The sequence below is a fragment of the Nocardia sp. NPDC056100 genome, assembly GCF_042266325.1.
GTDB lineage: Bacteria > Actinomycetota > Actinomycetes > Mycobacteriales > Mycobacteriaceae > Nocardia.
Genome location: NZ_JBHJVY010000002.1, coordinates 984,335 through 999,656, shown reverse-complemented (window position 1 = coordinate 999,656; position 15,322 = coordinate 984,335). Strand labels below are relative to the sequence as shown.

17 protein-coding genes are annotated in these 15,322 nt (G+C 64.7%); 7 read left to right on the top strand and 10 right to left on the bottom strand.

Annotated elements, in window-relative coordinates:
* Positions 1 to 2: 2 nt before the first annotated feature.
* Positions 3 to 746, top strand: coding sequence for an SDR family NAD(P)-dependent oxidoreductase (locus ACFC0O_RS16600; RefSeq protein WP_375958590.1), 744 nt, complete (start codon positions 3 to 5; stop codon positions 744 to 746).
* 2 nt (positions 747 to 748) lie between these two features.
* On the opposite strand, the gene ACFC0O_RS16595 is transcribed toward ACFC0O_RS16600, so the two are convergent.
* The 5 genes from ACFC0O_RS16595 to ACFC0O_RS16575 form a co-directional block, all read right to left on the bottom strand.
* Entirely contained in the window at positions 749 to 1,429 is a 681-nt protein-coding gene (locus tag ACFC0O_RS16595) for an SDR family NAD(P)-dependent oxidoreductase (RefSeq protein WP_375958588.1), read from the bottom strand.
* Positions 1,430 to 1,460: 31 nt separating this feature from the next.
* The gene (locus ACFC0O_RS16590; RefSeq protein WP_375958586.1) at positions 1,461 to 2,426 is read right to left on the bottom strand and encodes an MBL fold metallo-hydrolase; all 966 of its coding nucleotides are present in this window, start codon (positions 2,424 to 2,426) and stop codon (positions 1,461 to 1,463) included.
* Positions 2,427 to 2,600: 174 nt separating this feature from the next.
* A complete protein-coding gene (locus ACFC0O_RS16585) occupies positions 2,601 to 4,133 on the bottom strand; it encodes a long-chain fatty acid--CoA ligase (protein ID WP_375958584.1) in 1,533 nt (510 codons plus the stop codon).
* Positions 4,134 to 4,223: 90 nt separating this feature from the next.
* A complete protein-coding gene (locus tag ACFC0O_RS16580; RefSeq protein ID WP_375958582.1) occupies positions 4,224 to 5,348 on the bottom strand; it encodes a DUF5938 domain-containing protein in 1,125 nt (374 codons plus the stop codon).
* 29 nt (positions 5,349 to 5,377) lie between these two features.
* Positions 5,378 to 6,181, bottom strand: coding sequence for an SDR family NAD(P)-dependent oxidoreductase (locus ACFC0O_RS16575; protein ID WP_375958580.1), 804 nt, complete (start codon positions 6,179 to 6,181; stop codon positions 5,378 to 5,380).
* Between the two features lie 210 nt (positions 6,182 to 6,391).
* Between ACFC0O_RS16575 and ACFC0O_RS16570 the strand changes: the two genes are divergently transcribed.
* Positions 6,392 to 7,030: a TetR family transcriptional regulator gene (locus ACFC0O_RS16570; RefSeq protein ID WP_364648945.1), complete on the top strand. Its 639-nt coding sequence runs from the start codon at positions 6,392 to 6,394 to the stop codon at positions 7,028 to 7,030.
* Between the two features lie 3 nt (positions 7,031 to 7,033).
* Here the strand turns inward: ACFC0O_RS16570 and ACFC0O_RS16565 are convergent, their stop codons facing one another.
* Positions 7,034 to 7,765, bottom strand: a complete 732-nt coding sequence (locus ACFC0O_RS16565) for an alpha/beta hydrolase (RefSeq protein WP_375958578.1) — start codon at positions 7,763 to 7,765, stop codon at positions 7,034 to 7,036.
* 217 nt (positions 7,766 to 7,982) lie between these two features.
* On the opposite strand from ACFC0O_RS16565, the gene ACFC0O_RS16560 reads away from it, so the two are divergent.
* A complete protein-coding gene (locus ACFC0O_RS16560) occupies positions 7,983 to 8,477 on the top strand; it encodes a hypothetical protein (protein WP_375958576.1) in 495 nt (164 codons plus the stop codon).
* A gap of 5 nt (positions 8,478 to 8,482) precedes the next feature.
* Here ACFC0O_RS16560 and ACFC0O_RS16555 read toward each other — a convergent pair whose 3' ends face one another.
* Positions 8,483 to 9,607: an FAD-dependent oxidoreductase gene (locus ACFC0O_RS16555; protein ID WP_375958574.1), complete on the bottom strand. Its 1,125-nt coding sequence runs from the start codon at positions 9,605 to 9,607 to the stop codon at positions 8,483 to 8,485.
* Positions 9,608 to 9,703: 96 nt separating this feature from the next.
* Here ACFC0O_RS16555 and ACFC0O_RS16550 point away from each other — a divergent pair, with 96 nt between their 5' ends.
* Complete coding sequence (locus ACFC0O_RS16550) at positions 9,704 to 10,426, top strand: TetR/AcrR family transcriptional regulator (protein WP_375958572.1); 723 nt, start codon at positions 9,704 to 9,706, stop codon at positions 10,424 to 10,426.
* Between the two features lie 34 nt (positions 10,427 to 10,460).
* On the opposite strand, the gene ACFC0O_RS16545 is transcribed toward ACFC0O_RS16550, so the two are convergent.
* Complete coding sequence (locus ACFC0O_RS16545) at positions 10,461 to 11,339, bottom strand: pentapeptide repeat-containing protein (RefSeq protein ID WP_375958570.1); 879 nt, start codon at positions 11,337 to 11,339, stop codon at positions 10,461 to 10,463.
* A 202-nt stretch (positions 11,340 to 11,541) separates the two neighbouring features.
* Here ACFC0O_RS16545 and ACFC0O_RS16540 point away from each other — a divergent pair, with 202 nt between their 5' ends.
* Together ACFC0O_RS16540 and ACFC0O_RS16535 are read left to right on the top strand one after the other, a co-directional pair.
* A complete protein-coding gene (locus tag ACFC0O_RS16540) occupies positions 11,542 to 11,955 on the top strand; it encodes a VOC family protein (RefSeq protein WP_375958568.1) in 414 nt (137 codons plus the stop codon).
* 52 nt (positions 11,956 to 12,007) lie between these two features.
* A complete protein-coding gene (locus ACFC0O_RS16535; protein ID WP_375958566.1) occupies positions 12,008 to 12,664 on the top strand; it encodes a hypothetical protein in 657 nt (218 codons plus the stop codon).
* Here the strand turns inward: ACFC0O_RS16535 and ACFC0O_RS16530 are convergent.
* On the bottom strand, positions 12,647 to 13,102 hold the full coding sequence (locus ACFC0O_RS16530; protein WP_375958564.1) for a VOC family protein: 456 nt from the start codon (positions 13,100 to 13,102) through the stop codon (positions 12,647 to 12,649). The two genes, ACFC0O_RS16535 and ACFC0O_RS16530, sit on opposite strands and share 18 nt — an antisense overlap.
* A 197-nt stretch (positions 13,103 to 13,299) precedes the next feature.
* Here ACFC0O_RS16530 and ACFC0O_RS16525 point away from each other — a divergent pair, with 197 nt between their 5' ends.
* Positions 13,300 to 14,799, top strand: a complete 1,500-nt coding sequence (locus ACFC0O_RS16525) for a Clp protease N-terminal domain-containing protein (RefSeq protein ID WP_375958562.1) — start codon at positions 13,300 to 13,302, stop codon at positions 14,797 to 14,799.
* Here ACFC0O_RS16525 and ACFC0O_RS16520 read toward each other — a convergent pair.
* On the bottom strand, positions 14,790 to 15,245 hold the full coding sequence (locus ACFC0O_RS16520; protein ID WP_375958560.1) for a hypothetical protein: 456 nt from the start codon (positions 15,243 to 15,245) through the stop codon (positions 14,790 to 14,792). The two genes, ACFC0O_RS16525 and ACFC0O_RS16520, sit on opposite strands and share 10 nt — an antisense overlap.
* Positions 15,246 to 15,322 lie beyond the last annotated feature (77 nt).

Genomic DNA, 15,322 nt, shown 5'->3' with positions numbered 1-15,322 from the left:
CGATGCACCGACGAACCGCACTGATCACCGGCGGCTCGGCCGGAATCGGCAAAGCCATCACCACCATGTTGATCACCGAAGGCTGGGCTGTAACCATCTGCGGCCGCGACCAAGCCAAACTGGACGCGACCGCAAAAGAACTGGGCGACAACGTAACCGGAGTAGCAGCCAACCTGGCCGACCCCACCGCCCCCGACCTCCTGCTCACCCGCCACCTCGAACACCACGGCACCCTCGACCTCCTGGTGAACAACGTGGGCATCGGCAAACTCAGCCCGATCGAATCCAAATCCGATAAGGACCTGGACCTGGAAATAGCCCTGAACTTCCGCTCCGCCTTCCGACTCCTCCGCTCCTGCATCCCGAGCCTGCGTGCCTCAGCGGCAACCCACGGCAAAAGCACAGTCATCAACGTCAGCTCCCTGGTAGCCCGCCAATCCCCACCCAATGTCTCGGTCTACGCCGCCACCAAGGCCGCCCTGGTAGCACTGAGCCACTCGGCCCACGCCGAACTGAGCCGCGACGGCATCCAAGTAACCGCCCTCCTACCAGGTTTCGTCGAAACCCCGGGCACCACCTGGGCACAGCCCTCCGCAACCGAGCCCATGATGACCGCCGACGACGTCGCAGAGGCGGTGCGCTTCCTGCTGCGCACCTCCGCCCGCTGTTTCGTACCGGAACTCATGCTGACCACCGCGGGCCCGGGAATCCTGCACTCACCCGTCGATTGGGAAGCCGACGACTGACCTCAGCCGCCGTAGGCGGGCAGGATCGCTCCCGAGACCGGAGCCCCGGCCTCGGTAACCAGGTGCACCAACTGGTCGGCGATCTGTTCGGGGGTCGTGGCATGCTCGAGCGCTTCGGCCGGAAGGAACGAACGGTTCTTCGGATTGTCGATCAGTTGCGGCGCAACCGCATTGACGCGGATTCCCGACGATCGCAGTTCATGGTTCAGCACCACGACGAGATGGTTCAGCGCGGCCTTGCTGAGGCTGTAGGCCGCGATACCCGCATCGGCGTCGGTGCCGAAACGAGAGGATACGAACGCGATCGAGCCGCCGCCCGCCGACTGCATATGCGGCACAACCGATTGCGTCAACCAGAGGGCGGGACCGAGGTTCACGTCCATCATCTGGCGGAGTTGGTCGGGCTTGGTGGACAGGGCATCGCCCAGGCCGTACATGCCAATCGTATTGACCAGCACCGAGGGTATTCCGACCTCGGTCACCGTATCGTCCACAATCCGCTGTGCCGCTTCGGGATCCGCCGCATCGCCGACAATCCGCGCCACCTGGGTCGGCAACGCAGCCAGCCCGTCGGCGTTGCGGTCGGCTCCCGCCACGCGGTAGCCCACTGCCAGCAGCTTGTCCACGACCGCGCGGCCCAGCGGGCCGCCCGCGCCGACTACCAATGCCACATGTTCGCTCATGGCATACCTTTCTCGGTCGAGCCCGGGCGTATCAGGGATGGATCTGGGAGCCGACGCCCTTGTCCAGGCGCAGTGACTGCATGATCATGAATGTGGTTGTGTACGTGAGGGGTTCGACATCGGCCGCGCCGAGCACCCCGGTGTATTTCGCCACAACGGATTCGGTCGCGGTCTTGGTCACTTCGGTGAGGTAACCGTTCACCCAGCCCCAGTGATTCGGCGGGTACTTCGCCAGATACGGCGTCGGATCGACCGATTCCAGTGCCTTGTACGAGGCGGCGACGATATCGGCGATATAGGCCTGGTGCAGTTCCACATCCTCGCGGGTCCCGAGCCGCCCCAGATGTCCGCCGATCAGTTTCGTCCAGGAGTATCCGAGCGCCTGCCCGGGCGCATCGATGTACCCCGGCATGTCCTCGCTCAGATTGGCATTGAAAATCGGCACCCACCCCGGATTGATGACATCGACCAGCATCAACGCGTCATGGTCCGGGAAATGGATGAAGATATTGTCCGGCGTGTGATTCGGGCCGTGGAAAGCGAGTTCGACGCGTTCGCCACCGACCTCGAGGGTGTAGGTATCGGTGAAGGTGACCTCCGGCGCGGGGCGGTTCGGATCGTCATCACGCAGCAGCCGACGGCGAGTCTCCTCGTGACCGATCAGAATCGCACCGGGGAACAGACTCGCTGCCCCGGCATGGTCGGCGTGGTGATGCGAATAGACCAGATGGGTAACCCGGTTCGTGGTGCCCTCGACCGCGGTGACCTCATCGATCGCGCGCCGCAGATTGTGCCCGATCGTCGGAGGAGCGTCGAAGACCACGACCCCTTCGCCCGTAGCGAGAAAGGCCGACAGATACACACTGTCACTGACCCAGAACAGGTTTCGCTCTACCCGCTCGACGTAATACCCCTGCTCGTTCAGCACCGACCCGACAGCGACATCCGGCAGGGCGGCGTAATCCGGCAACTGAGCCGATTCAACCGGTGTGGACATGGTTACTCCTTCGGCGGGGCCGTCCGTGCGTCCGCCGGTTTCGATCCGGCGCTCGGACTTGGCACAGTGCAGAAGAGCATCGCCACGATCCAGGTGAATCGTCATCACCTGATCCTGGTGAGTCCCGCCTCGAGAGATTTTGTCCGCCAACACCTTCCCCGCATCACCTGCGGCTCAAGGTGTGCGCAAGCGGTTTCGAATATCGGGTTTGAGGACCTTGCCGATCTTGGAGCGGGGTAGATCAGACCAAATCTCTATCTGCTTAGGCGATTTCACTCCGCTGAGCAGGCTTCGCGCGTGCGCGCGCAGCTCGTCGGCGGTGGCGGTGTGACCGGCGTGCAGTTGGACAACGGCGGTGACGCGTTCGCCCCATTTGTCGTCGGGGAGGCCGATGACGGCGCAGTCCTGGACGGCGGGGTGGCTGAGCAGGGCCTGTTCTACTTCGGCGGAGTAGACGTTGAAGCCGCCGGTGATGATCATGTCTTTGGCGCGGTCGACGACGAAGAGGTAGTTGTCGGCGTCGAGGTAGCCGATGTCGCCGGTGTGGTGCCAGCCGTAGCGGGAGACGTCGGCGGTGGCTTCGGGGTTGTTGTGGTAGCCGGCCATGACCAGGGGACCTTTGACGACTATTTCGCCGCGTTCGCCGGTGGGGAGCAGGTTTCCGGCCTCGTCCATGATGGCGACCTGGGTCAGGGGTGTGGGGCGGCCCGCCGAGGCCAGGCGTTCGGTGGCGATGGTGCCGTCGCGGTGGAAGTGGTCGGCGGGGGACAGGGTGGAGACCATCATGGGGGCTTCGGATTGGCCGAAGAGCTGGCCCATGACGGGGCCGATTCGTTCGAGGGCTTCGGTGAGGCGGGTGGTCGACATGGGGGCCGCACCGTACCAAAGGCATTGCAGGGAGGAAAGATCGGTGCTCGAGAGCGCGGGGTGGTCGAGCAACATGTAGATGAGGGTGGGCGGCAGGAACGAGTGCGTGATGCGGTGCTGTTCGATCCGGTGCAGATAGTCACCGAGATCGGGTGCCGGAAGGATCACGATCTCCCCGCCTAAGGCCAGGATCGGAAAGCACAGCACACCCGCGGCGTGCGTGAGCGGGGCCAGAGCGAGATAGCGCGGCCGCTCATCGAACGGGTAGCTCATCAGAGTGAGCGCGGTCATGGTCTCGATGCTGTGGCCGGTGAGCCGAACTCCCTTGGGACGCCCGGTGGTTCCGCCGGTGCCGACCAGCATGACGAGGTCGTCGATCGGATCGGCCTGCCACGGTGTGGGCGGTATTCTCCCGATCCACTCGGCGAACCCGATCGCACCCTCGACCGCGCCGTCCAGGCAGATCGCGGTGGTCACGCCGGGCAGCTGCGGCAAGATTTCCTTCACCAGCGGCGCGAAGGACTCCTGGAAGATCAGGTAGGTGCAGTCGAAAAGCTCCAGCAGATCCCGGTTTTCGGCGGCATCGTTGCGCGGATTGATCGGGCACCACACCGCGCCCGCGCGTGCGATGCCGAAAACGCAGGTGAAGGCCGTGATGTCGTTGGCGGACAGGATCGCGACCTTATCGCCGGGGCGAACACCGGACAGGTGCAACGCGCGGGCGATCTGCCACGAAAGCTGTTGCACCTCTTGATAGGTACGGCTCTGCCCGCCGGCGGTGAGGCAGGGCGCTGCGGGACCGAGGGACGCACCCTTGTCCAGGTAGTCGGTCAGACGCATTGCATAACCTCCGTGAAACCTACTGGGGGATAGAAGAATTCGGGCCGCCGACGCCGATTGCAGGGGTTGCGCCGGCGGCCCGATGCGTGATCAACGGTGCACGGTCAGAATCGGCTCCGAAACCAATCCGAACGCGCGCAGCACCCCGAGCAGTTCCCGGTGCCCGAAAGCCTGACAGGCGGAGGCGAATCCGACCTGTTTCGGCCGCGTCTGCAACAGGGCGTTGGCGGCGTACGCCTGCAGCAGTCCGGTCTGCTTGTAGTTGCAATTCCCGTAGATCACACAGTGCGCGCGCCCCAACGGCCCCGACGCGTGGACCGAATCCAGCGAGGTGTTGATGCGCGGGTTCTCGCGCGGCGGCATCTCATCGCGCACGGCTGCCGCCTGCTCGGTGAGCACCCGGAGCTTCTCCTCGGGCGGCAGATCCTTCACCTGTTCCAGGACCGCGGCCACGATCAACGGCACGCCCTGCATGAGCGCGCGATCCGCGACTCCGCCCAACACTTTGACGTTCGCCACGCGCGGATCGTGCTTGAACCACACCGGATGTGAGGTCCCGCCCCACGGCAGCGCGAGGCCGATCTCATGCTGGCCGGGTACCACCACGTTGTACAGACCGGCATCGGCCGGCCATTCCACGTACCGGTTCTGCTCCAGGTAGTACGCCTTGGCCAGCGCGGCATTGACCAGAATGGTCTTGGTGGACGCGACGGTCGGGAAGCCCTTCCAGATCACCTGGATATCGAGGGTGTCCAAACCCGGTGTCTCCAAGCAGATTTGGGCGGCGATCTCACCGGTGGTGTACATCTGCGCGATACCGGGGGACAGCAGCAGGCCCTGCGCCGCCATTTCCGCGCCGTACTGCTCATCGCAGTCGATGAGCCAATCCTGTTCGCCGGTGGTGTCCAGATAGTGTGTGCCCGCGGCGATGCACGCCTTGACGACCTCGTGGCCGTACTGCGCGAAAGGGCCGACGGTATTGCAGACCACCGACGCGCCGCGGAACAGTTCGGTGAGCGATTCCACCGAATGCGCGACCTCGACCGTCTCATATTCGACGGTGTCGATACCGGGGATGTGGTCTATCGCCTCCTGCAGGCGGGTCTTGTCCCGCCCGGCCGCGATGAACGGAATCCCGTACTCGCGCAGGTATTCACAGATCAGTCGGCCGGTGTAGCCGGAAGCGCCATAGACGACAACGGGTTTGGTGCTCATATCTTTCGGACCTTTCGTGGTTCCGGTGCTCACATGCCCATGCCGCCGTCGACCGGAAGACCGGCCCCGGTGATGAAGCGGGCGGCGTCGGAGGCGAGGAAGACGACGGCGTCGGCCATATCGGCGACTTCACCGAGGCGGCCCTGCGGGGTCTGCGCGATCACCGCGGCAACGGCCTCGTCCGCGCTGCCGAACAGGCCGATCTCGGCGACATCGCTCGCCAGCTGCGCACCCATCTCGGTGGGCACCAGGCCCGGGTACACGCAATTGACCCGGACGCCGTAGCCGAGTTTGCCGGATTCCATGGCGGCGACCCTGGTGAGCCGGTCGACGGCGGATTTGGTCGCCGAATACACCGAAATGCCCGGGAATGCGATTGTCGCGGCGACCGAGGCGATGTTCACGATCGCACCGCCCCGGCCTGCCGCGCCGCCGGGCCGCATTGCCCGGAACGCGTGCTTGATGCCCAGCGCGGTGCCGAGCACATTCACCTCGAGCATGCGACGCACCTGCGCCGGATCGAGATCCACTACGAGACTTGTGATTTCGACACCGGCATTGTTGACCACGATGTCGAGACCGCCGAGCGCGGCGACCGTATCGGTGATTGCGTGTTCCCAGCGGTCGTCATCGGAGACGTCGAGTGGGACGAATTCCGCGGTGGTTCCGGTCGCGCGCAGTGCCTCGGCGGTCTGTTTGCCGAGATCCTCGTTGACATCGGCGATGGCGACGGCGGCGCCCGCGCGAGCCAGCGCCTCGGCCATTCCCGCGCCCAGTCCGCGCGCCGCTCCGGTGACCAGCGCATGGCGCCCGGCCAGGTCATACCCACTCATCAGGGATCTCCTCTTCGAGATGGCTTGTGTTGCTCGACCACTCATTACGCGCCGGCGGGGGATGAGATGTGAGTCACAGTACGCAAAACTTTGGACAGTCGTCAAGACTTTTCTTGACGACTGTCCAAAGTCAAGCGGCGGATCCGTTGTGACCCGCGATACACTGAGCGGGGTCCCACCCGTGTGACAGGGCAGATGAGAGGAGGCGCGGTGACCGAAATCGTCGAGAAGCGGGCTCGTATCGCCCGCCGCCAGGTTGACAAGTTCGCTGAACGTCGAGCCCAATTGGCAACCGCGGCACTGGATGCGCTGGCTGAACTCGGCTACGCCCGCACCAGCCTGCGCGAGATCGCCCAGAAATCGGAGTTCACGCACGGGCTGCTGCACTACTACTTCAGCGACAAGGTCGAACTGCTCACCCACGCGGTGCAGCAGTACGAGGCGGTCTGCGTGACCCGATACGACGACATTGTCGCCGCGGCGACCACCGCCGATGGACTACGCACCGACTTCAGTGATGCGATGGCGGGCACGCTGGCAACCGATGCCGCCCTGCATCGTCTCTGGTACGACCTGCGCAATCAGGGACTGTTCGAGGAATCGTTCCGCGAGGACGTCATCGATATCGACGCCCGCCGCGAACGCATGATCGCCAATGTCGTGGTGCGCTATGCCGAACTGGCCGAAAGTCCTTTGCTCATCAGCGAATCCATGGCCTACGCGACCTTCGACGGACTGTTCCAGCGAGCGCTGCTACTGCACAACGCCGGTGCCGCCGATGCGGTCGAGGGACTGCGCCGCGATGCGGCGGCCCTGCTCGACCTGACCATCGGACGGCACCGGAGCTGACCACTACTTCAGATGTCGGGCGAAGAACCGATTCGCTTCTTCACCCGCGTGCTGCGGAACGCCGGTGTGCCCGCCCATATTGGCGTTGAGCGCCTTCTCTTTCGAGCCGAAGGCATCGAACAGATCCAGCGCCATCTGCCGATCGTTGCCCTCATCGTCCCACTGCAACAGCACGTGCAGCGGAATGGTGACCTGCCGGGCTTGTTCGATAATGCTGCGCGGCACATAGCTTCCCGCGAACAGCACCGCGGCCGAAACGCGCGGCTCGACGATCGCCAGCCGAACGCCGACGGAGATGACCCCGCCCGAATACCCGACAGAATCGCCGATCTCGGGCAGTTCCTGCACGGCGTCGATGGTGGCCTGCCATTCGGGAACCGACTGTTCGACCAGCGGAAGGATGAGCCGGTCCACGATGTCATCGCTGACCGGCTGACCGGCCTGAATAGCCTGTCGCAGATCGGCTCGGGCTTGATCGGCAACCGCAGAACTCGGCCGATCCCCGCTGCCCGGGAGTTCGATGGTGACAGCGGCGTACCCTTCGGCCACCGCGCTCCGCGCCCGCGCCGCCACTCGCGGGTACATCCGCGGTAGTCCACCGGGATGACCGACGAGAATCAAAGGTGCTGGCGTAGAGGAGGATTCGGCGGTCCACAAGATGCCGGGGACCTCGCCGAGGGTGAATTCGCGCTCGATAACACCGTCATCGAGCAGCTTCTCAGAAGTGAATTGCATGGTCGTGCCTTTCGGGAGTGCTCAGGAATGGCGCTCCCGGACGACCTATCGCCCGACCGTGACCCCAGAGGGGAGCACCCATATCGATATAACGTTCACGGGTACCACCTCCTCATTCGCTCACACGGCCCCCGGACTGTATCAGCGGTCCCCGCCGCCGGGCAAAAGGATTTAACCTCGTGTCGAATGTCGGTGCGCACCGATATCGTGGGTGGCCGTGTACGAGATTGCCGAGCTTGCGGGTTTTTGTGCGGCACACGGGATCTGGAGTGTGTCCGATTCCGATGTGTTGATCCCGTTGATCGGGTACGTCCATGCCGACGGGACCAAAGGTATGGAGCGTTTCCTCGACGACGATGTCGCTGACTCAGCAGTGGCAGCCGAGGAGAGGCTGGCTGACAGCCCAGTGGGTTGGCTACGCGCCGTGCTCGTCGTCGATGCCTACCTGCACCTGGACAGAGGGCGGACCGATGCGTTGATGATCAAGGCCGTCGAATTCTCCCTGAATCCCCGGTCGATGCGGATCGCCGTTCCCTACCGGCACCATTCGACGGCGGAGGGTTTCGCTGTGTACCGGCCGAAATTCATGGAGGCACACGGTTTCGGCGATTCCGACTTCGACACCCTGGGAGCCGCGTTCTACGCGGGCGTCGACTCCCACGAGAAGGCGGCGGCGGTATGGAACGCTCACCTGCTGAACGAATCGGCCTGACGCGCTCAGGACAGTTTCGCTTCGGGGGCGAAGGCAGGCAGGCGTTCGAGGCTGGTGCGGACGGCTTCGGCGCCGTATTCGAACATCTGGCGTTCGTAGTCGTCGACAGCGCTGATCAGGTTTTGACGGCCTTCGTTGGCCTCGATCAGGCTGCGGCGCAGCACGTCTGCGTCGCGCAGGGCGGTGTTCGCGCCGTTGCCGCCGGTGGGGGAGGTGGCGTGGATGGCGTCACCGAGGAGGGTGACCGGGCCGGGAGTCCAGCGCTGGCCGGGGTGGACGACTCGGATGGACAGCAGGGCGCTGTTGTCGGGGTCGGCCTGTTCGATGAGGGCACGCAGTTGCGGGTGCCAGCCGTGCATGTGAGAAAGGACGGCGTCCTGGGCGGTGGCGTTGTCGAGTGAGCCGTTCGGGGGCAGGATCATGGCCCAGCGCACGTAGTCGCCGATATCGGGGAGGGTGACTTCGGGGGCGAGTTGTTCGGCGGCCTGCTTGGGCGGGGTGCGGAACTGCATCGCGCCGAGCAGCAGGCTGACGCCGTCTCCGGCGATCTTCGAGCCGAAAGCCTTTGAGATGTCGGCGAATTCGTCGGTGAGCGGGGTGCGGCCGATGACGAACCGGACGCCGGTGTCGGTCGGGGTGGTGTCGGGTGACAGGACACCGCGGACCGCGGAGGTGACGCCATCCGCGCCGACAAGCAGGTCGGCGGTGGCCGGGTCGCGGTGGGCGAAGTTGGCTTGGACCTGACCGTCGGGCAGTACGTCGTAGCCGGTCAGCGCGGCGTCGGTGTGCACGGTGAGGCCGGTCAGCAGCAGGTGCCGCAGCACCTGGCGATCGACCACGATGCCGGTGCGGCTCGCGCCGAGTTTGCCGATCTCATTGAGCTGCGGGTCCAGGATGAGCTGTTCGGCGGAGGCTTCCATGACGATCTCGTCGAGCAGTGGATGCCAGCGCGTGGGCAGACAGTCGCGGACGGCCTGGAAACCGATCGGGTTCAGCACGAGGCGGTAGCCCTGAAAGCGGGCGACGATGCCCGGATCGCGCTCGAACACCTCGGCCTCGATTCCGGCGCCACGCAGACCCTGCGCGAGAGCTAGACCGCCCAGACCTGCACCGATAACGGAAACTCGCATCACACACCTCCGGAAACACCGACACGAACAAAGTTCGTTCTGACGATCTAAGTTCTAATGGACGAACTAAGTTCGTGTCAAGCTATAGTTTCCGGTATGTCCGCCGATGCCCGCCAACGCCGCGCAGCCCGCCACGCCCAACCCGCCGCGGAGACCGCCGCCCCCGCGCCGCGCAAGACGCCGATCACCGTGGAACGGATCACCGACGCCGCGCTGCAGGTCGTGGCGACCGAGGGATATGACGCACTGACCATCCGCCGGGTCGCTACCGTGCTCGGCACCGGACCGTCCTCGCTGTACGCGCACATCGTGAACAAGACCGACATCGACGACCTGCTGATCGGCAAGCTGTACGCCGAAGTCGTTCTCCCCGAACCGAATCCGAAGTCCTGGCGTGAACAGCTACTCGACGTGTACACCCAGATCCGAGACCTGTACCTGCGCTACCCCGGCATCTCACGCGCCGCATTGGCTGCGGTGTCGACGAACCTGGAGACCCTCCGTGTCGGCGAAGGAATCCTGGCGATCCTGCTCGCGGGCGGCGTCGAACCCAAGACGGCCGGGTGGGCACGCGACGCCCTATCGCTCTACGTCAGCGCCTACGCGCTCGAGCAGTCGCTGGTCCAGCAGCGACGCGGTGGTCAAGATCAGGAATGGGTACTCAGCCACGACGAGCTGCTGGACCGCTTCACCGCACTCCCCGCCGACAAATTCCCCGAAACGCGCCGCCACGCCGCCGACCTGATCTCCGGCACCGCACCCGAACGCTTCGAGTTCACCCTCGGCCTGCTCATGAACAACCTGCTTCCCGCCAATTGACCTGAGCCGGTACGTGAGTCGTCGCCTGCCGTTCTCAGCGGAATGAAGGGCGACTCGGCGGCGGAGTGAATCCCTTGGGCCACACTGTCTTCGAGGTGTAGAAGATCCCGTCCAAGGTCACCGAGTCGAGCTTGGTGTTCGAGAGATCCGCATCCGCGAGATTGGCCCCGGCCATGTTGACGCCTTGGAGAAAGGCGCCTGAGAGATTCGCGTTAGCCAAATTCGCGCGGGCCATGTTCGCTCGCTGAAGAACAGCCCGTGACAGGTCAGCGTGGGTGAACTCGGTGTCCGTCAGTCTCGCGTGGGTGAACAGGGCGCCGGACAGGTTCGCCCCGTCGAACTCGGCTCCGGTAGCTTCGATATCGACCAGTGCCGCGAGCCCCATATCGGCCCCGGAGAATTGTGCGCCGCGCACGTCGCCTCCGGAGATATTCACGTCGGCCAGTCTCGCGTCATTCAATCGCGCACCGGCCAAACACGTTCGCAGCAAATCGATTTGACGGCCATTCTCACCCGTGATGTCCCGCCGGGCGATCACGGTCAGCGCCGCCTGGATGTCGGTCGGTAGTCGCGTATCGGGATCATGGGCATCGATCACCGTGCCGGCCGCAGGGCACACCGAAACCGGACTGTGAGTGCGCACGAACGCCGACACGATATCGACCACGGTCGGGTGATCGGCTGGAGAATCAGCCGAGAGCCGCTCGAGCAGATAGATACCGCCGACCCGAATATCGAGCTTGTCGGACCCGAGGTTATCGAGCGCATGACTGAATCGTTCGGTCACCTGGCTCCGCTCGGAGAGCCGGTATTGATCGCGCGTGGCCTGCAAACTCTGCCCGGTGAACCACACCCCAGCCACCGCGGCGACCACCACCGCTACCGCGGCAGCACCGACGGCGACACGCCCCACTCCCGACCAACTCACTAATCGTCCGAGCGATCCTGGCGGCAACCGGCGTCGCCACCGAGGCGGTACTGCAGAGCCCATGCCAGCCATCATGACGGCTCCGAGCCGGGCGCCCTATACGACTGACCTAAGGCATGTGACCGATACCCGGGCACGGGTGCGCTTCGTAATGTCAACCGGGACATTCAGAATGAAGGAGCAAGGCATGAAAGCGCACGTCAGCTCGATTCTCCTCGGCGTCCGGGATTTGGACCGGGCCAAGCAGTTCTATACCGAGGGGCTGGGCTGGAAGATCGCGAAGGACTTCGGTATCTCGGTGTTCTTCGAATCGGATGGCGCATCGCCCGTCGGCTTCTACGGCCGTGAGGGTTTGGCCGGTCAGGTGGGCGCGGACGCGGAAGGCAGCGGCTTCAGCGGCCTGGTGCTGACCTACGTGGTCCGCAGCGAAGGACGCGTCGACGAGATCGTCGCGGAAGCCGAAAAGGCCGGTGCCACAATCCTCAAGCCCGCTGCCGCGCTGCCCTGGGGTGGATACGGCGGCACCTTCGCCGATCCCGATGGTTACATCTGGAGCGTGGGATACAGCGACCAGGGCACCGATCAGCCCTACGCGGAGTAACTCCGGCCGCCTGCCGCACTGCCCTGGGCGGTGCGGCTCTATGGTTCATACCGTGGCAGAACAAGATTGGTTCGGCGGTGATATAGCGGCGTTGCGGCAACCGTGGGATGCGTTCGGCGAGAGCGACTTCGAATGGAAGTCGCGGTGCCGGGGGCTGGTTGATATTGCGGTGTTGATGGCTTCGGATGAGCCGTCGCTGGCCGAGTACCTGCGATGGGCACCGGCGTTGAGTTTGCGCGCTCAACTCGATGAGGTCGATGTGTGGGATCTACTGACTGATGACGATCTCGAACTCACCGTCGTCGATCTCGATGACATCGACGTGGACGAGTTCGAGACCGACCAATTCTCGAGCGATGGGTTGGCGATTCTGCTGTCGGGGCTGCGGTCCATGGGTTTGCTGCTGTGGACCGATTGGAAGGCGAACCCGTGGGAGATACGCGACGGTCTGCGGGCGCTGCATTCGTATCCGGTGGGAATGTCGTGGGAGTGGTTCGAGGCGGCGGCACAGGACTACGAGGTGACGGCCGAGACCGGCGAGCGATTCCACGAATTGCTCGCCGAGCACAGCCGCGCCGCCGGGGCCGCGATGGTCTCGATCAATACCGAGTCCGATTCGGTGGCTCTGGGATTCATCCCCATCGCGCAGGCGGACGCGGCAGTCCTTCGAACCTCGGAGGACATCGAGGTGCTACCCCGCATCAGGTGAGGTGCGGAGCTCCTGCACCAGGCCGATGGTGACGCCGTTCGGGCCGTAGATGTAGCAGTAGCGGTAGATGTCCTCGTAGTGGGTGACGATGCCGACGAGTTCGGCGCCGTGGGGGCGGAGGCGGGCGAGGGTGTCGTTGACGTCGTCGACGACGAAGGTCAGGCGAGGGATGCCGGGGACGTTCACCGGGGATGGCGTCGTGGTGCCGGTGAACAGGGGGGAGTGGAAGGTCGAGAGTTCGATTCGGGTGTGGCCGTCGGGGGTTCGGACCATGGCGATGTCCGCTTTGACGCCCTCCAGGCCGAGGAGCTCGTCGGCCCATTGACCGCCGACGCTCGCCTCACCCTCCAGTTCGAGGCCCAGTTCGACGAAGAACGCGACGGCGGCGGCGAGGTCGTCGACGACGAGCCCGGCGTGATCCATTCGGCGGACGGTCATGGTATTTCTCCTTCGGTTCGGTGTATCCGAGGCCCGTTCGGCTGCTCGTACTTCTGGGACGGAGCCGCCCGCGCGTTCTCGACATCCCTGGCGCATGAATTTCAAACTTCTTTCCGAGCGCGGTCGGCCAGCCCTATATTGGGCCACGGCAGAGTCGGTCCGGTGGGGTGGGCGGCTCGGCGAGCGAAAGAGTGCGTATGTCAGAGACCTTCACCGAGCGCGCCCGGCGCATCGTCGATTTCGCCACGGCGGAGGCCAGGGTGCGCGGGCACGACCAGGTCGGTTGTGAACATCTGCTGCTGGGTCTGATCGATGACGGCGACGGCATCGGTGCGAAAACGCTCGAAGGGCTTGATATTTCGCTCGTGGATCTGCGCACGCAGGTCGATGCGATCATCGGGCGGGGTGAGCCGGGGCCGCCGCTGGTCGAGTTACCCCGCACCGCGGGTGCGACGAGAGCGCTGGAGTTGGCGCTCGAGGAGGGGCGGCGGATCGGGCTGGAGTACGTGGGCAGCGAGACGATCCTGCTGGGTTTGGTCCGCGAGGGCGATAGCGTCGCGGCGCAGGTGCTGGTGCGGCTCGGTGCCGATCTGGAGCGGGTGCGCGCATGGATCCGGTGGCTGCTCACCGCCTACAGCGGAACCGGTCCGAGATCGACCGCACCGACATGGGCGCAGAAGTCTCCGCTGGAACGGTTCGGCCGCAATCTGACCGGGGAGGCGAATCGACTCGAGCCCGTCATCGGTCGTGACGACGAAATCCGCGAGCTGATGTGCGCTCTGCTGCGACGCGCCAGGCCCTATCCGATGGTGATCGGGGAACCCGGCGTCGGCAAGACCTCGGTTGTCGAGGGCCTCGCGCGGGCAATGGTTGCCGGGCCGGTCCCGAAAAGCCTGGCGCGCGGCCAGATATACACTCTCGAGCTGGATTCCCTCGTCGTCGGCAGCCGTGACCGTGATGAGGTGGAGGCACGGCTGGAACCGGTCTTCGAGGAAATCGCCGGGCGCGGCGACGTCATTGTGTTCCTCGATGACCTGCACACGCTGATCGGTGCGGGTGAGAGCTATTCGAGCCCGACCGCAATGTATCTGGCCGAAGCCATGCGATCCAGGATCTCCCGGCGTGGACTGCGGTTCATCGGCGCGACCACCCCGGACGGCTATGACGCGCTCATCGCGGCCAATCCCACTCTGCGCCACCGAGTTCAGCCGATCCAAATCGCCGAACCGACTATCGATCAGGCCATCGACATGGTGCGCGGGCTGCGCAAGGCGTACCAGTCCCATCACGGTGTGACCATCACCGACGCGGCAGTGACCACGGCCGTCACCGTGTCCCACCAATTCGTCAGTGCGCGAAAGCTTCCGGAGAAGGCGATCGCTCTGATCGACGAAGCCGCCGCGCGCGCCCGCATCGCCGATCTGCCGGACCTGCGCGAATTCGACGATGGAATCGCCGCTGCGCTCGAGGGTAAGTTCGCCGCCGTCGAGGCCGAGGATTGGGCTACGGCCGCCCAGTTCCGCGATACCGAAAAGCGCTTGATCGCCGATCGCTCGGTACGCGAGAAGGATTGGCAGGCACGCACTTCGGAGATGATGGTCGATCGCGAACAGGTGCTCGAGGTACTCACCGGCTGGACCGGAATCGCCCTGTCCACCCCCTCGAATCCGGACCCCGGCGTCGACGATCAGCAATAGGTGCGCAGGTCCTCGAGCCGTACCGGTTCGGTGGCTTCGAACGTGACACCGACGCCGTAGGGATCGCAGATCGGCAGTGCGCCCTCGGCGAACCGGAGCAGCCATTCACCGTCGGCGTAGAAGTTCAACTGCGGCAGATCAACCGGGAACGTCGACGGGTCGAACTCCCGAAACCTTTCCACCGCAATCGCATCCAGCCCGAATGCGGTCGCATCGGCCATCAGCGCCGCATGCAGAAATCGCAGACCGGCCAACAGGTATCCGTCGATATCGCGAATCACCTCGGCGATGAGCTCCTCATCCACCGATTCCCGTTCGCCGAGAAGGATATTCACCTCGACCGGATTCGGGTAGAGGGCACTGACCACCGGCCCCTGCGCAGACCACAGGGTCTGGCCGTCGGGGCCCGGCCCCGCCGCGAACGCTCCCACATCAGCAATGAACACGTTCATACATTAAGCGGCCCGACCGTGAGCGGTAGTCGGGCCGGGGGCGAGCGATATCGGCGGCCATGTCGTGGCCG

What these genes read in the sequence shown, in the direction of transcription:
- ACFC0O_RS16600 (WP_375958590.1), top strand. Translation starts at nt 3, where the DNA reads ATGCACCGACGAACCGCACTGATCACCGGCGGCTCGGCCGGAATCGGC.
- ACFC0O_RS16595 (WP_375958588.1), bottom strand. Translation starts at nt 1,429, where the DNA reads ATGAGCGAACATGTGGCATTGGTAGTCGGCGCGGGCGGCCCGCTGGGC.
- ACFC0O_RS16590 (WP_375958586.1), bottom strand. Translation starts at nt 2,426, where the DNA reads ATGTCCACACCGGTTGAATCGGCTCAGTTGCCGGATTACGCCGCCCTG.
- ACFC0O_RS16585 (WP_375958584.1), bottom strand. Translation starts at nt 4,133, where the DNA reads ATGCGTCTGACCGACTACCTGGACAAGGGTGCGTCCCTCGGTCCCGCA.
- ACFC0O_RS16580 (WP_375958582.1), bottom strand. Translation starts at nt 5,348, where the DNA reads ATGAGCACCAAACCCGTTGTCGTCTATGGCGCTTCCGGCTACACCGGC.
- ACFC0O_RS16575 (WP_375958580.1), bottom strand. Translation starts at nt 6,181, where the DNA reads ATGAGTGGGTATGACCTGGCCGGGCGCCATGCGCTGGTCACCGGAGCG.
- ACFC0O_RS16565 (WP_375958578.1), bottom strand. Translation starts at nt 7,765, where the DNA reads ATGCAATTCACTTCTGAGAAGCTGCTCGATGACGGTGTTATCGAGCGC.
- ACFC0O_RS16555 (WP_375958574.1), bottom strand. Translation starts at nt 9,607, where the DNA reads ATGCGAGTTTCCGTTATCGGTGCAGGTCTGGGCGGTCTAGCTCTCGCG.
- ACFC0O_RS16550 (WP_375958572.1), top strand. Translation starts at nt 9,704, where the DNA reads ATGTCCGCCGATGCCCGCCAACGCCGCGCAGCCCGCCACGCCCAACCC.
- ACFC0O_RS16540 (WP_375958568.1), top strand. Translation starts at nt 11,542, where the DNA reads ATGAAAGCGCACGTCAGCTCGATTCTCCTCGGCGTCCGGGATTTGGAC.
- ACFC0O_RS16530 (WP_375958564.1), bottom strand. Translation starts at nt 13,102, where the DNA reads ATGACCGTCCGCCGAATGGATCACGCCGGGCTCGTCGTCGACGACCTC.
- ACFC0O_RS16525 (WP_375958562.1), top strand. Translation starts at nt 13,300, where the DNA reads ATGTCAGAGACCTTCACCGAGCGCGCCCGGCGCATCGTCGATTTCGCC.